Here is a 14,325-nt window from a genome sequence, read left to right as displayed (position 1 = left end):
AACTTGCTGCTGGAGAGCCGCTTTGTCGAGGTTGCCAACGGCATTCCCACTCGCGATGTCAGCATTGTTGGGTATTTGAACGACACCTTTGAGGGCGGCGAAATTTTGTTCGATCGGCAAAATCTTAAAGTCAAACCACCCGCAGGTGGCGTTTTGGTTTTTCCATCCTATTACACCCATCCGTACCAAACTCAGCCTGTTGCCCGTGGACGCCTGTATGCCTTCACAAGCTGGCTATTCCACTAGGAAATGATCGGGCATATCCGCTTACGGTGATGAGCAAGACGGCTCGGTGCGCACTTAGCGAGGGAGAAGCAGGATGAGGTCTAAGCAGTGGTCGATCGCCAAGTGGACAGGTCGAATGGTAGTATCTGCTGACTCACTAATGACTGAATTTTGAGCCTCTATCAGAACGCAGACAGCCCGTTGTTCATTCCAAAAACTTTAGTAATTGTAAGGATTTTTGGGTTCGGGAATTTCGTTAAGCGTCGCCGCCTGAACCGTGAGCTGTCGTTTACCGGCCAGCGTTTCTGTAATCATTTGTCCTTGCACTTCAAACCACGTATCGGGCTTATAGGCATCGCGGCTCTGCGGCAGCTTGACAGGCAGACTGATTGGGTAGGCGTCTGCTGCACAACAGGTGAGCACAAAGCGAGAAATCAGCAGGTAGTCCTTGGGCAGATTTTGCGAATGCACTACGAATCCCTGCACCTTGACCTTCTGTCCCGTGTAGGCGTCGGGTTCAGGATACACTGCCAGCGTCCGCACCCAATCGACGATCGACTTGTCCTCGGAACTGGACCCTGCCCGAAACGCCTGCGGCTTAACGCGCGTCAGCGTTAGCGTATCATTAACGCCGCGCTGGACAGCAGTTTCACTAGCAAACGCGCGGGGAGAAATCATCAGCCCCAAAATTGCCGTCCCCAACAGCAGCACGCTGCTCCACCCTGGCGGAAACAAGCTCAAATGCTGAGAAACATTGGTCTGTGGACGCCTGAGCTGTCGCTGCAGCGACAGCAGCCGAAAGCCGCTGACTGCAATTAGCACAATGCCCGCCAGGACGGTCAGCCCCATGTAGTTGGGATGAATCAGCAGATACAGCTTTCCAGTAATCCAATATTTGAGAAATAGCACTCCCCATGCCGCGATCGCCGCGACATCAAGTAGGTGGAAGAACGTGCGAGTGAGTTTAGAGGACATGAGAGTGGAACGTGAGGAGTAAGGAGTGCGGAGCCGTTAGAGGTGGATGCCTCACTCTCAGCTAAGGTACAGGTTCACGAATAGAGTCAGCAGAAACGTCAGCTGAGCCGCGAGGGCAAACAAATAGACGATCGCGCGCGCTCGAAAAATCGACAGCATTAATCCGATGCCTTTAAGGTCAATCATCGGACCAAATACAAGAAATGCCAGCAGAGAGCCCGTGGTAAAGGTGGACGCAAACGACAGGGCAAAAAAGGAATCGACGGTGGAGCAAATGGAGACCAGAGCGGCAAGCAGCATCATTGCCAGAATCGACGTTACTGGACCCTGCCCCAAGCTAAGGATGAAGTCGCGTGGAACAAAGACTTGCAGCAGGGCGGCGATCGCGCTTCCCAGCACCAAGACGCTACCCAGTTCCCGCAGCTCCTGCACGGTGTTGTCTAGAAGAAGATTCAGCTTGTACGCCAGCGGCTTTCCGGCTGGGCTCGCTGCAACCATTGCTGCCTGAAGCTCGGTTGTGTCCATCCGAGTGGCATCATCCCCCAACCAGTAGGTGCCCGATTGCAGCAGTGGTGAGGCTTCAGACGATTTTTTAGCGGCGTTCGGTCGCTGAATGGGCATCGATCGAGCAACGGCAGGCTGCAACACCGGACGCAGATCTGCCTGAGCACTAAAAATCCAGCCAATGATGGTCGCGATCGCCAGCGAAAACCCAATCCGCAGAAACAGGATTTCTGGCTGATCGCGAAACGCGGTCCAGGTTGCCCAAAAGACAATTGGGTTGATGGTGGGAGCTGCCAGCAAAAAGCCGATCGCCACTGGAGCAGGGGCACCTTGCATCAACAGTCGTCTGGCGACTGGCACATTACCGCACTCGCAAACCGGAAACAAAAAGCCAACGCAGCTTCCGGCAAAGGCTCCCAGGAGCGGATGTTTGGGCATCAGCCGCACCAGTTTGCGCTCGTCCACAAAGAACAGCAGCAAACCAGAGAAAAGAACCCCCAGCAGCAGGAAGGGGACTGCCTCTACTAGCAGGCTAAGAAACAAGGTAAATGCGCTGTTAAGCTGTTGTTCGGTCATGCCGCGATCGCGTTTCTAGTCGTGCCATTGAATAGGCATCCTAGCAGCAATTGGGCAAGGGAAAAATGAATCTGCTGAATTCACCGCAGGAATACAGGGTTGCAAATCTAGAATGCGCCGGACGTAGAGGCCGTGAGATTAGAGTCGGTGGAGAGGTTGGCAGATTTGGAGTCTTTACCAAATGTGACTTCCTCGACCGAACCTGGCTGACCGAGCGGCTTTTCTTTGCCATTGTTCAGCGTAACTAAAACACCGCCTGCATTTCCCGCTCGCACGATCACTTGCTGATCGGCGACCCAGGTGCGCTGAGTGCCTTCGGGAAGTACGCCCTCAAACTCCATCTTGCCGTCTGCCACGACGCGCAGCCACGATTGGTCCGTTAGCTTCAGTCCGACTCGCACGGACTTTTGCGGACCCGTAGGAGCCACAACCACAGGACTAGGCGCTCCAGGAACAACGGGTCCCGCAACGGGAGCCGCCGTCGCGATCGCCTGAGTCGTGCGCGATGAGAGGTTCGCCGCACCAATGACCGGAGACCCGGAGCGATTCAGCACGTAAGAGAGCCCACTCACCGCGCCCATCACCAGCACCATATACAGCAGATAGAGATGCAGCGGACGCAGCTGTGCCTGAATCGAGAAGTGCAGCGGTGCTCGTACCGCCTGACTTGGAGTACTGCTGGTTGGAAAAGCGCTGGCAAGTTCCGCACCGTTCAGACCGATTGCGTCGGCATAGCGGCGAATAAATCCTTGAATATAGACAGGTTCAGGCAGGTGCTCACGATCTCCAGACTCGATCGCCGCCAGCGTTTTTACCGGAATCAGCGTTCTCGACGCCACCTCTTCCAGCGAAATTTGCTGCTGTTGGCGAAACTGCTGCAAGCGGTTGCCTAATTCTGCCAGCTTTTCCGCCTGCTCTCGGTTAATTCGGAGAGTTTGGTTCTTCATAGGCGCTACTCCTCGTTCACAGGCATCCTTTTCGATGGTAGGGCAATTTGTGCGTTCAAGAAACGAATTTCAGAGTCTTTCAATGGACGAACATTACCACTAGAAAGCGGGCGTTCTCCAGAGGGATTTAACTGAATCGGTCCGATCGCCGTCCGGTGAAGCTGGATCACTGGATGACCTAACTGCTCTGCCACTCGCCGGATTTGGCGATTTCGTCCTTCTCGCAACACGATCCGCAATTGGGTGTTGCCATTGACCTGGCGTAGAACTTCGACTTCGGCAGGCAAAGTCTTTCGACTGGACAGCAGCACCCCTTGACGCCAATGTTGCAGCGTCTCAGCAGACGGCTCACCCTCAACTACCACTTCGTAAGTCTTAGGAATGTGGTGACGCGGATGGGTTAGATAAAACGTCAGGCTGCCATCGTTCGTTAGCAGCAAAGCACCTGTCGAATCTTCATCCAGGCGTCCAACCGGATGCAGCCCGGCACCATTGCGTAAATCTGGGGGCAGTAGATCTAGCACTGTCCGACGATTCCACGGATCATCACAGGTAGAAAGCACCCCAACGGGCTTATTAAGCAATAGATAGATCGGCACAGGACGATCGGTGGGTTGGATAACCACGCCATCAACCTCTACACGATCGCACTCAGGGTCCGCTTTCTGCCCTAGCTGAGCAACATTGCCGTTGAGTCGGACTCGCCCCTGCAAAATCATCTGCTCAGCCTGTCGCCGTGAGGCAACTCCCCACTGCGAGAGAATCTTTTGAACTCGCTCAGGCATAGAAGACGATGTGCGAAGAGGAATCAACGGAGCTCAACTGGACGGTTGGTGGATGTAGACTATTGTTCAAATATTACAGTACGAAGAAACATTAAGTGACGCTTTCTAGCGAAACGGCTTCGGATGGCTTCCAGGGTAGAAAAATTTGGAGCCATGCTCCGCCCGTTGCGGGGTGATTGCCTGCGGTGACGCTGCCTTGGTGCGCCTCAACAATTTGCCGGACGATCGCCAATCCTAGTCCGCAACTGCTGTTCATCAAAGCTGCAGGTTCTGATGATGAGGGCGGGGAAGAATCGGGTTGGCGAGCCATGCCGAGTTCATATCCACTGCGAGTACGGGAAGGATCTGCCTGGTAAAAGCGCTCGAACACATGCGGCAATGCGCTTTCAGGAAATCCCGGTCCTGCATCAATCACTTCCAGATGCACCTGCTGAGTCGTGGATGTTGTATTCGCCGTTAACCCCATGCAGACGCGGATCTCCTGCTCTGGCGAGCTGTACTTGATGCTGTTGTCGAATACGTTCAGCAACACCCGATGCAAACGCGGTTCATCTGCCAGGATGACGAGCGAACTAGGACCACTGTAGTGAAGCTGGAGGTTTTTTTTGCGTGCCAGCGGCTCCAACGACTGCCACGCTGATTGAATCAGCTTCACGAGATCAACGGGCTGTTTCGTCAATCGAGCAGTCGGAGACGCCTGTAGATGGCTCAGGTCCAGCAAGTCCTGCACTAGCCCACTTAGCCGAATTGTTTCGTGCAGTAAGCGATCGACCCAGGTTCGCAGCGGCGGCTCTAAGCGAGTTTGCAGGGTTTCCGCCACCAGTCGAATTGAGGTCAGCGGCGTTTTGAGTTCGTGAGCAACATCCGAGGTCCAGCGATCGCGCTGCTGCGCTAGCAGCGTCGCTTCCTGCCGATTCTCTAAGAACACACCCACAGCACCGTCTGCCAGCGGCAGCCCATAGCCCCGCATCGGACGTGGCTGCTGTTGAGACAAAATTGCTTGCTCAGCGGAAACGGGATGAAAAATCCACTCGCGTTCGCAGTGCTGTCCTACCTTGCGGGTTTGTTCAATTAGTTGGTCTAGCTCATAGGAGCGCACCAACTCCAGCAGCAGTCGGGGTGGTATGTGCTGGCACTGCTGAATGTCGAGCAGTTGACAGGCTTTAGGGTTACAGCGAATTAAATGATTTTCCCGATCAACATACAAAAATCCGATCGGTGCCACGTGACAGATGTGCTTCCACATCGCCAACTCCTGCTCCAGGAATCGCTGGTTCTCCATATGGGAAAGGATTATCCGCCTCATCGTTGAGGTAAACGGAAATAGCCTTTGCAGCCGAGTTGGCTTCAGGCTCGACCGCTGTAACCGAACGTTGAGGTCAGCGAGATACCAACCAAGAAATAAGAATCCGATCGCCAGACCCAGTAGAAACCATAAAAGTTGCACGGTTGTCGGTTACCAGCAGTGAGCGGTTGACGCTTAATAGCCTCTGATCGTGGAAGCCGGAGCACCCATTTCAATCAAAGTTAATACCTATTCTAGTGAACCGCTCCTAGCAAGACATCGATCGTGCTTTAACCAAAGCGATAGCCAAAGCCCCGCACTGTTACCAAATACTCTGGATTACTGGGGTCAAGCTCTAGCTTTTCGCGCAGCCAGCGAATATGAACGTCCACCGTTTTGCTGTCACCGATGAAGTCTGGTCCCCAAATGCGCTCTAGTAGCTGCTCCCGCGACCACACTCGCCGAGGGTAGCTCATAAATAATTCCAGGATTTTGAATTCTTTGGGTGAGAAATTGACTTCCTCACCGCGCACGAGCACGCGGCACTCCTGCGGGTAGAGCGTGATGTCCTGAAACTTGAGTGAGGGCTGCTCTGGCTGAACTTGGAAGTGATGATGCCGCCTCAGCAGAGCGCGGCAGCGGGCGACGAGTTCGCGCATTCCAAACGGCTTGGTGAGGTAGTCGTCAGCTCCTACTTCTAGACCCACCACACGATCGGTTTCACTGCCTTTGGCGCTCAGCATTAGAATTGGGACGCTGTTGCCCTCCCGTCGAATTAGCCGACAGAGATCCAAGCCATTGATGTAGGGCAGCATCAGATCTAGAATGATCAGATCAAAGCCCTGTTGATAAGCGACAGTTTGCGCAGCAGGAGATGAGCGATACGATCGACGACCGTCCGACTCATCGACCTGATGAATGAATTCTAAAGCTGTTCGACCATCCCCGGCAGTTATGACTTCGTATCCTTCGTCTGCTAAAGCGAGAGCAATAGTTTCTGCAATCAACTCTTCATCTTCGACGATGAGAACGCGACCCATCCTGAGGTTAGGCTGACTTCTCGTTGCCTCCAACGGTAACGTGAGTGCCATTTTGCTGATGACTCCTATTAGTCCAGCGTAATTCTACCACCCGTACAAGATTTTGTATGCTCTGATACTGATAAAAGTATCTAGGCTATGTAAGACCCAAACGGGCGCTTCCGTGCGATCACGGATTCATGACTCGATACGTTTGACGGCAAATGCACTTTTAGTTTGACTTAATTTTTGTAGCTAAAAACTAATCAAAGCAAAAGGCTACACGTGTCACCTTCAGCCTAACGTGTTTTAATGACCTTGCCTCTCTCAGAGTGCTGAGATTCTCAAAACACCGTCAGCCAAAGCGGAATTGTGAACAGCAGCGCGATCGTTGTTAGGGCAATGCTACTGGCAATCAAATCTCGGTCCAGGTTGTATTCTTCCGCCAGAATGAGTCCCGCAAATGCGCTCGGCATTCCTGCCATCAGTACCAGCGCCAGTCGGGCATCACCCGTCAAACCGATCGCCGTAGCTGCGATGCCAACACCTGCCGGAAGCACTCCCACTTTCAGCAGGGTTGGAATCAGCGCTTGCCGCAGGCTCTTCCAACCCTGAAGCTGACTCAACCGCATTCCCATCAGTAAAAATGCGCTAGGGATCACGAACCACAGCGAGGCGTGAAGCCCAAGTTCTACTGGAGCTGGCAGTGGCAGCGATCGCGTCAGGGTGCCCAGCGCAAACGCCCACAGTGACGGGACGGTAGCTACATCACGAAGCTGTACCCACCAGTGATTCGCCTGTGCTGAACGCCCAAAGAAACTAGCAAGGAACACGCCGATGCCGTAGGTGCCCACAACATTCTGCGTCACGCTGTAAAACACTGCCCAACCCAAATACCGTTGATCAATCAGTGAGGGGATGATGCCCAACCCAACGAACCCAGTATTGCCGATCGTGGCTGCCAGAATAAAGCTGCCCTGTTGAGCGCGGTTAAGGGCAGCAGGGTCGACGGCTGGAGGAGTCAGCCAGCGCAGAATCAGCCACGCTAGAAGCAACCCCACGATGAGCGAGGCGAGCGTGACGATGGGAGCCAGCCCAAGGCTCTGGTCGATGTCTGTTTGGCGTGCAAGCGCCAGAACTTCCCAGGGAACACCAAACCAGTAGAGGACGCGACCGAGTAGGCGCGGCAGCGCAGGCGGTGTGAACCGAATGGCAACCAAGCCCACACTCGTCCATAGGATTAGCGGTAGGTAGGCGTCAAACAGCGTTTCAGTCAAGAGTTACGGTTTGTGAATAGGTTTTCAACTCTACTGTAGAACCTGCCAGTTCTGAATCCGCCATTGACTGTCTTTTCGCGCTAGATTGTACTGCACGCGCAAGTTCTGGTCTGTAGTAGACGTCACCAGGCTACCCGCCTCGTAGTAATCGGTTGTTTCGCTGACTTCTGCCAGCACCGTTGCTTGGTCAGGCTTGTCCTTGGTCGGCTCTACCGAGTTAACCTTGACAGCGTGCTTGTATTGCTTGTACCAGTTGTCTCGCTTAGCATCCTGTGACGCCTTACGCCATTCGGAGAGCTTCGGTTCGGTAAGCGCATCTTCAAGCTTGCTTGCTGCATGCTCTGGACCCATCGCAGCAGATTTTGCGCTAAACCAAGACTCGATCGCCTGTTTTGCGGTGGTGTTTGTGAGAGCAGCCGTGGCTGCTTGCGGACCCGCTGCTTCCAGCGTCACCAAGGGACGATCGAGCGGCACGAGCATCGTATCAGTCTGAATCGCTTGCTGCGAAGACGCTTGCACCATCCGCAGCACTTGCGCCAGTCCAAACCCTGCCGTCATTACCCCAAACAAAATTGCAGCGGGTAGCAGCCAGCGCCGCCACACAGGCTGCGATCGACGCTGAGCCGGACGAACAGGCGGCGGTACGTCTTCAGAGCGCCGTTTAGCCCCTCCATCCCGGCGTGGACCTGATCCCAGTCCAGGTCCCGTGCGCGATCGATCTCGACGGGATGCACGATCGTCGGGCAATCGCGAGGCGGGTTCGGTTGGCGAATCAGCGGTCGCTGGAGCAACCCGCTCTGCCGCGGGCATCGTAGCGACGTTGCTCGGCGCGCGATCGGAGGTTAACGTTGCCGTACCGCCCATCCGTGCAGCAATTCGAGCGCGAGCCGTCTCAATCAGCGCATCGGTCGATCGTGGCTCAGGAGGCGCATCTCCTCCAGCAACGCTCAGCGCAGGACGCAGCGGGCGTGCCGCCGATTCACGCGGAATCGAGACTGGCTCTGGACGACGATCAGACGCAACGGCAGGGCGAAGCTCCCTAACGGAAGCCACTTCTCTGGACGCTTGACCATGTGACCACTCTTGGGCATCCGACTCATTCGGTAGTTCTTCTAGATACGCCTGCACTTGCGGATCGGCAAAGTAGTCCTTGAGTGCCACGCGCTTGCGAGCTAAATCGCGGAAGTGAGGAAATACCTCATCCTGGAGCCAGTGCTCTGCATAACGGCACAGCCCCGGCAGCAGGTCCGGCGATCCCTGGGAGTGTTCACGGATAAAGGCGATCGGCTCATACTCCTGGCTGAGTTCTAGGGCGCGGCTAGCTTCCTCGGTCTGTCCCAGAAGCAGCGTGCATACCGCCTGCTCTAGATGCACATCCTGACGGCTACTCAGCCGCAGCAATAGCTGCTTTGCCCGCCGAATCAGAGCGGGCTGACGATCGGCAAATCCACGTGCCATCAGCGCATACACCGCCAGATACACTGCCACCGCCGAGGGGCGACGGGCTTCTTCCTCGAACAGCACTTGCTGCTCGGCGGCGGTCAAATAGCTGCGAAGCTGCTGAATAAATCGCAGGAAATCATCAATATTGAGACCCGACTGATCGTTCCCCGATCCGTCAATACCGCCGCGCTCGTGCAGCATCTCGCGCAGCAGTTGAATTCCAGCCAGCCGCTCTTCTGTCTGGTCCTCTGGCAGCGCCAGCAGTTCCAGAACCCGATATGGGCGCAGCTTGTAGAGGTCAGCTTGAATTTCTCCCCGCACGCTGACAAACAGCCCTTCGCGCAAGAGAAGCTGCTGCCCTGTGTCCAGCGCTTCGGCTGCGTTTTCATACTGTCCGTGCTGCCACTGCTCTCTTCCCAGTTCCAGGCACGCCAGCGCTACAGTCAGCACGATGTCCGCAAACACGATGCTGGGATCGCCATAGTCTCCATCTTTGAGGCTGGCGCTGCCGCCCGTCAAAAATGGGCGACCCAGCTTCAGCACTAGCTCGTACTCCCCTAGCTCCTGAAGTAGCAGCAGCGCACCAACCAGGTGACGATCGGGAATGTTGATACTGGTCGTATGAGAATCGCTGAGCGACTCGCTTGTGGGCGGCAGGAGCGTCGGGGTGGCTGAGTCAGACGTAATTTCGTAAGTCTTCGCCAGAAAGCCCGTGTCATAGGTGTTCCGCTGCTCCGGGTCAGACAGCACCGCGAAGGCTTCATCAAGTAAATGCCTGCGGGAAGCAATCGCTGTGTCCGAGTATTCCCGTCGCGGTAGCTGCACGGTGCGATCGCGATGCGCCTGCCGCAACTGGTCAGCCGTTGCCTGAATCGGCAAGCCTAAAATTCGGTAATAATCGAGCGGAATGTGCACAGTCCACTTCCCCAGCGGTAAGCAGTAAGGTTAAGCTATGGTAACGGAATCCGAGAGCAAATGAGCGGTACCCTCGTAACCTGAGCAGCTTTAAGGTCGCAGTTTAGCTCAGGATAAGCGACATCTGGCAAGAAGTAACATTAATTCTAGATCTGGGTCAGGACAAGTCAATGGTTCAAGAACGTGCACTTCCGGTGTTGCAAACAGCTACAGCAAACGTCACCCGCGACGAAGGGCTACGGCTTTACGAGGATATGATCTTGGGGCGCTTTTTTGAAGACAAGTGCGCCGAGATGTACTACCGGGGCAAAATGTTTGGCTTTGTCCACCTCTACAACGGTCAAGAGGCGGTTTCGACGGGCGTGATTCAAGCGATGCGTCCAGGTGAAGACTACGTATGCAGCACGTACCGCGATCACGTCCACGCCCTCAGCGCTGGAGTACCGGCTCGCGAGGTTATGGCGGAGCTGTTTGGCAAAGCGACCGGATGCAGCAAGGGTCGCGGCGGCTCGATGCACCTGTTTTCGGCAGAGCATCGCTTGCTGGGTGGCTATGCCTTCATCGGTGAGGGAATTCCCGTTGCTACCGGAGCCGCTTTCCAAACGAAATATCGGCGGGAAGCGATGGGCGACACGACCGCCGATCAAGTAACCGCTGCGTTTTTCGGTGATGGCACTACGAACAACGGACAGTTCTTTGAGTGTTTGAATATGGCCGCGTTGTGGAAGCTGCCGATTCTGTTCGTGGTAGAGAACAACAAGTGGGCGATCGGCATGGCGCATGAACGCGCCACGTCTCAGCCGGAGATTTACAAAAAAGCCAGCGTGTTCGGCATGCCGGGGATCGAAGTAGACGGCATGGACGTGTTAGCGGTGCATACCGTAGCGCAAGAAGCTGTTGCCCGCGCCCGCGCTGGACAAGGTCCGACCCTAATCGAATGCCTCACCTACCGCTTCCGGGGACACTCCCTCGCTGACCCGGACGAACTGAGATCGAAAGCGGAGAAAGACGCTTGGCTGGCACGTGATCCAATCAAGAAGTTCGCTGCCTATCTGATAGAGCAAAATTTGGCAAACCAAGACGAACTCAAGGCGATCGAGAAGCGAATCCAAGCCGTTGTAGAAGAGGCAGTCGCGTTTGGTCTGGAAAGCCCCGAACCCAATCCTTCAGAGTTGTACAAGTACGTGTTTGCAGAAGACGAGTAGGCGCTCGGAATGACCCGCGCGACTGGTCTGTCAATAGTCAATTTTAGGGTCGCCAATTTCTAAGCGCTCCCCAAGACCTCCGAGGTTTTGCAAAACCTTGGAGGTCTATGCTCTCGACTATCACCCTAAATCTGAGTGCTGACGCTGCACTAGTGCTTTCCGTTGGGACGGTGCACGATCGTTTCAGCAACGCGGCGGCGGTCTTTGGGAGCAATGCCAACGACGCGCACGTAATCGTTGCCGTGCTCGGTTAAACACGATTCCAGCGCCGCGATCGCCTGTGCACCGTCTCCTTGGAAGGTGCCGTAGCTAGTCCAAGAGTTCGTGCGAAAACGGCGATCGTCTACGTATTCGATGCCCAGTCGGTGTCCCTGCCCTAGAATCTGATTCACCTGGGTGACAACATCGGGAGTCAGTTTATTGCTGGAAGGTTGCCCGGCGTAGCTAGAATTCGATGACGTCCGAGGTTGGGATTCTGAATGGGCTGGATTGCTTTGCCCGTTGCCACCGCTAGAGTCATAAGCGCGGAAAAAGGACTTTGGCTGAGCGTCTTGGCTGTGAGGCGTTTCAGAATGAGCGTTCGTGTCGCCCAGTTTACGATTGAAATACAGCGACTTGTTGTATTCCTCTGCCAAGCCCATTTCCTGCACGCGCCGCTGCTCCTGCACCATGTGCTGACCGACTTCGATCAGATGGGGCAGGCCGAAGTTTGGCTTGCGGAATTCGGGTGGGGCTTCTGCGCTATTAACGACGCGCTGGGAAATATGATCGAGTCCTACTTGCTCAATGAGGGCTTTCACTTGCTCGTCGTACAGCCGCGATCGCAGCGCTCCGTAGAAGTCGATCGCCTGATCGGGAAACGTATCGACGAGGGTTTCGATATCAGAACGAGCAATGCGATCGTCTTGGAAAATGCCGTTGACGACGCCGATGCGATCGTCCCGATTCGGCTCCCAAAAGAACTTGTCCATGCGTCCATCTCGAATCAGCGGCTGGTACAGCGTCGAGAAGTCGTTTCCCGTGACAATGATGGGAATGCGCTGGATTGGCTCAATTTCGTAGCTGCCAGGAAGTTGAACATTTGTTGGATTGTCGGCAATGTTCATCAGCGTGCCGTTTACCAACTGCGTGTTGACTGTGTACTGCGTGTACTGATCAACCCGACCCGCGCCTGCATCGATATCGTTGATCATCAAAACCGCCATTCTGCCGCGAACTTTTACAAGTTCGGCGGCTTCGCGGTAGCGTATGCGGATTAGCCGCGCCGGATCGCCCGCGTCGGGGCTTTCCAGTTCTCCAGCTGACATATGCACCGCCTCTACGCCCATGCGATCGAACACTAGTTCGCACTGAAAGGATTTGCCTTCGCCTTTGCGTCCGTGAACGCCCAGAATCAATGGCACTTTAACGCTAGGCAGATTCAAATAGTTTTTGGTGATGTGGATGGAGAGCTTATCGAGAAAGCGAGGAGAAATGTAATAACTCATGGGACGCGAAGCCAGGATGAGGGAACGTGTGGGAAAAGAATGATGCAGCAGACGCTATCTCTTGTGACTCTGGGAGCCCAGGATGTTGAACGATCGCTGCGCTTTTATCGCGAGCGACGAACTTGGCTGGCAACCATCCAGCGCCAGTCAGGACGAAATTGCTTTCTCGATGGGCGGCGATGTATTCCCTATATCCACGAGAAAAGCTAGCTGAAGACGTTACCATTCCGCCAGAGGGAAGCGGGTTTGCAGGCATTACCCTTGCTTACAATACCAAGAGCCAGGACGAAGTGGATCAGGTTCTGCAAACCGTTGAAGGGTTGGGCGCAAAGATCATCAAAAAGGCAGAGATCGTTTTTGGGGCCGACGTGCCGGAAGCAATCGTCAGCCGATAATCAACGTCTGCTTGCCACCGCCGCGCGAGTTCTGTACTGGTTTCTCGCCGGACACCAAGGTTGTAGTCAGTAATGGCATGGCGATCGTTCTGGGTAGCGGCTGCACAAATCTGCCCTGTCCAACCCAAAAAGGTGCGATCGCCTGTTCCATTGACGAACGGCTCACCGACAAAACAAATCCGAGTATCTTGAAGCCTACTCATCTATTGTTTTCGCTTTGTTTTGCTGGCAGTAGCCGCTCTTCATCTGACACTTGAGTTCAAATACTTAAGTTCAAAAAATTGTTTAACGTACTCTAACGATGCCATGTAGCAATGGTAGATAGCCCTGACAAAGAGCTAGCTAAACGTTTAAGTAAAATTCAATAAAATCGGATTCAATCCCCTACAAACTGGGTGTAGGTCTTTAGCAGATAAGCTGGCTTCCAGGATGTGAGCAGATAGCCCACATAGATAAGCAGTGTCGATGCCAGAACGATCGGCAGTGCAACAGGCAAAAACAGGATATGGTGAGGATCAACTCTCCACAGGCGGCGGAGGCGATCGCGGAATACCCTCAGCTTTCCTGCCATACCTGACATCGTTGGGTCGCTCTCAACACTGTCAGACGTTTGATTTCCCCGCCCTACCAACAGCCGCTTCTGCCAATAATAATCCTGTCCAATGAGCAGAAACCGCCAAACGAAGTGCGACAATCCATTCGGTGGAGCGTGCGTTGTCCGCGCTTGAGGCTGTCGCCAGATCGTAAATCCTTGCTGACGCAGCTCACACGCGTGAATGGCGCAGTTCCCACGATACAGCGGCAAATTTACCGGAATGGGATGCTTCAGCAGAAACTTGCGCCGGAACGCAACATTGTTGAGGAAGTATTGCGACGTTGGCGCCAGATCCGTCTCCCCAGAGAAGGGCGGGAAGATATACCCCAGTGCCATTGCGGTCCCGTAGGGACCAACGCCGCGCGTCATGGTTTCTCCAGCAACAATGTTGATAGGAGAAGGGAGTTCTGGGCGGGTAAAGGGCTTGAGAATCGTGCGGAGCCAAGCCGAGTCGTAGAGACAGTCGGAGTCGTAGTAGACGATGATGTCTCCGGTAGCGAGTTCAGCGCCCAGCATTTTGGCTTTGTAGTAGCTCATTCCTGGCGGGGCAAGATGCACCTGAATCCAGGGATAGCGCTGGCAAAGCTGGTCGAGTAGATCGGGAGGCGTGTCGCCACTGTCGATCAAAATCACTTCATTCGCGTCCGTGGGGGGCGGATCTTGAGCCGCAAGGCAGGCGATCGATCGCACCA

Annotated in this window: 14 protein-coding genes; 3 read left to right on the top strand and 11 right to left on the bottom strand. The window is 54.7% G+C overall.

The window, feature by feature from the left end:
• The coding region (locus H6F43_RS19480; protein WP_190344574.1) for a 2OG-Fe(II) oxygenase at nucleotides 1–246 on the top strand (246 nt) is incomplete at its 5' end.
• A 198-nt stretch (nucleotides 247–444) separates the two neighbouring features.
• On the opposite strand, the gene H6F43_RS19475 is transcribed toward H6F43_RS19480, so the two are convergent.
• The 8 genes from H6F43_RS19475 to H6F43_RS19440 form a co-directional block, all read right to left on the bottom strand.
• Entirely contained in the window at nucleotides 445–1,200 is a 756-nt protein-coding gene (locus H6F43_RS19475; protein ID WP_190344572.1) for a TIGR03943 family protein, read from the bottom strand.
• Between the two features lie 57 nt (nucleotides 1,201–1,257).
• Entirely contained in the window at nucleotides 1,258–2,280 is a 1,023-nt protein-coding gene (locus tag H6F43_RS19470; protein ID WP_190344570.1) for a permease, read from the bottom strand.
• A gap of 107 nt (nucleotides 2,281–2,387) precedes the next feature.
• Nucleotides 2,388–3,227 carry a RodZ domain-containing protein gene (locus H6F43_RS19465; RefSeq protein ID WP_190344568.1) on the bottom strand — a complete coding sequence of 280 codons (840 nt, stop codon included), beginning with the start codon at nucleotides 3,225–3,227 and terminating at the stop codon, nucleotides 2,388–2,390.
• A gap of 5 nt (nucleotides 3,228–3,232) precedes the next feature.
• On the bottom strand, nucleotides 3,233–4,012 hold the full coding sequence (locus H6F43_RS19460) for a pseudouridine synthase (protein ID WP_190344566.1): 780 nt from the start codon (nucleotides 4,010–4,012) through the stop codon (nucleotides 3,233–3,235).
• Between the two features lie 91 nt (nucleotides 4,013–4,103).
• On the bottom strand, nucleotides 4,104–5,459 hold the full coding sequence (locus tag H6F43_RS19455) for a HAMP domain-containing sensor histidine kinase (protein WP_347272444.1): 1,356 nt from the start codon (nucleotides 5,457–5,459) through the stop codon (nucleotides 4,104–4,106).
• Nucleotides 5,460–5,587: 128 nt separating this feature from the next.
• Entirely contained in the window at nucleotides 5,588–6,388 is an 801-nt protein-coding gene (locus H6F43_RS19450) for a response regulator transcription factor (RefSeq protein WP_190344562.1), read from the bottom strand.
• A gap of 272 nt (nucleotides 6,389–6,660) precedes the next feature.
• On the bottom strand, nucleotides 6,661–7,593 hold the full coding sequence (locus H6F43_RS19445) for an AEC family transporter (protein ID WP_190344560.1): 933 nt from the start codon (nucleotides 7,591–7,593) through the stop codon (nucleotides 6,661–6,663).
• 30 nt (nucleotides 7,594–7,623) lie between these two features.
• On the bottom strand, nucleotides 7,624–9,951 hold the full coding sequence (locus H6F43_RS19440; protein WP_190344558.1) for an IMS domain-containing protein: 2,328 nt from the start codon (nucleotides 9,949–9,951) through the stop codon (nucleotides 7,624–7,626).
• A gap of 170 nt (nucleotides 9,952–10,121) precedes the next feature.
• Here H6F43_RS19440 and pdhA point away from each other — a divergent pair, with 170 nt between their 5' ends.
• Nucleotides 10,122–11,156 (top strand): pyruvate dehydrogenase (acetyl-transferring) E1 component subunit alpha, encoded by a 1,035-nt coding sequence (gene pdhA / locus H6F43_RS19435; RefSeq protein WP_190344556.1) that lies wholly within the window; start codon nucleotides 10,122–10,124, stop codon nucleotides 11,154–11,156.
• A gap of 149 nt (nucleotides 11,157–11,305) precedes the next feature.
• On the opposite strand, the gene H6F43_RS19430 is transcribed toward pdhA, so the two are convergent.
• Nucleotides 11,306–12,643 (bottom strand): ribulose bisphosphate carboxylase small subunit, encoded by a 1,338-nt coding sequence (locus tag H6F43_RS19430; RefSeq protein ID WP_190344554.1) that lies wholly within the window; start codon nucleotides 12,641–12,643, stop codon nucleotides 11,306–11,308.
• 63 nt (nucleotides 12,644–12,706) lie between these two features.
• Between H6F43_RS19430 and H6F43_RS19425 the strand changes: the two genes are divergently transcribed.
• On the top strand, nucleotides 12,707–12,853 hold the full coding sequence (locus H6F43_RS19425; RefSeq protein WP_190344552.1) for a hypothetical protein: 147 nt from the start codon (nucleotides 12,707–12,709) through the stop codon (nucleotides 12,851–12,853).
• A gap of 85 nt (nucleotides 12,854–12,938) precedes the next feature.
• Here the strand turns inward: H6F43_RS19425 and H6F43_RS19420 are convergent, their stop codons facing one another.
• Together H6F43_RS19420 and H6F43_RS19415 are read right to left on the bottom strand one after the other, a co-directional pair.
• Entirely contained in the window at nucleotides 12,939–13,241 is a 303-nt protein-coding gene (locus H6F43_RS19420; RefSeq protein ID WP_190344551.1) for a hypothetical protein, read from the bottom strand.
• 173 nt (nucleotides 13,242–13,414) lie between these two features.
• Nucleotides 13,415–14,325: glycosyltransferase family A protein (locus tag H6F43_RS19415; RefSeq protein ID WP_190344548.1), on the bottom strand; the 911-nt coding region annotated here is incomplete at its 5' end.

Origin of the sequence: Leptolyngbya sp. FACHB-36 (assembly GCF_014695955.1) — a bacterium.
Classification (GTDB): domain Bacteria; phylum Cyanobacteriota; class Cyanobacteriia; order Leptolyngbyales; family Leptolyngbyaceae; genus FACHB-36.
This window is presented reverse-complemented; position numbering and strand designations above follow the sequence as displayed.

Bases quoted from the DNA above. Each gene is read 5' to 3' on its own strand.
- H6F43_RS19475 (WP_190344572.1), bottom strand. From the start codon at position 1,200: ATGTCCTCTAAACTCACTCGCACGTTCTTCCACCTACTTGATGTCGCG.
- H6F43_RS19470 (WP_190344570.1), bottom strand. From the start codon at position 2,280: ATGACCGAACAACAGCTTAACAGCGCATTTACCTTGTTTCTTAGCCTG.
- H6F43_RS19465 (WP_190344568.1), bottom strand. From the start codon at position 3,227: ATGAAGAACCAAACTCTCCGAATTAACCGAGAGCAGGCGGAAAAGCTG.
- H6F43_RS19460 (WP_190344566.1), bottom strand. From the start codon at position 4,012: ATGCCTGAGCGAGTTCAAAAGATTCTCTCGCAGTGGGGAGTTGCCTCA.
- H6F43_RS19450 (WP_190344562.1), bottom strand. From the start codon at position 6,388: ATGGCACTCACGTTACCGTTGGAGGCAACGAGAAGTCAGCCTAACCTC.
- pdhA (WP_190344556.1), top strand. From the start codon at position 10,122: ATGGTTCAAGAACGTGCACTTCCGGTGTTGCAAACAGCTACAGCAAAC.
- H6F43_RS19430 (WP_190344554.1), bottom strand. From the start codon at position 12,643: ATGAGTTATTACATTTCTCCTCGCTTTCTCGATAAGCTCTCCATCCAC.
- H6F43_RS19420 (WP_190344551.1), bottom strand. From the start codon at position 13,241: ATGAGTAGGCTTCAAGATACTCGGATTTGTTTTGTCGGTGAGCCGTTC.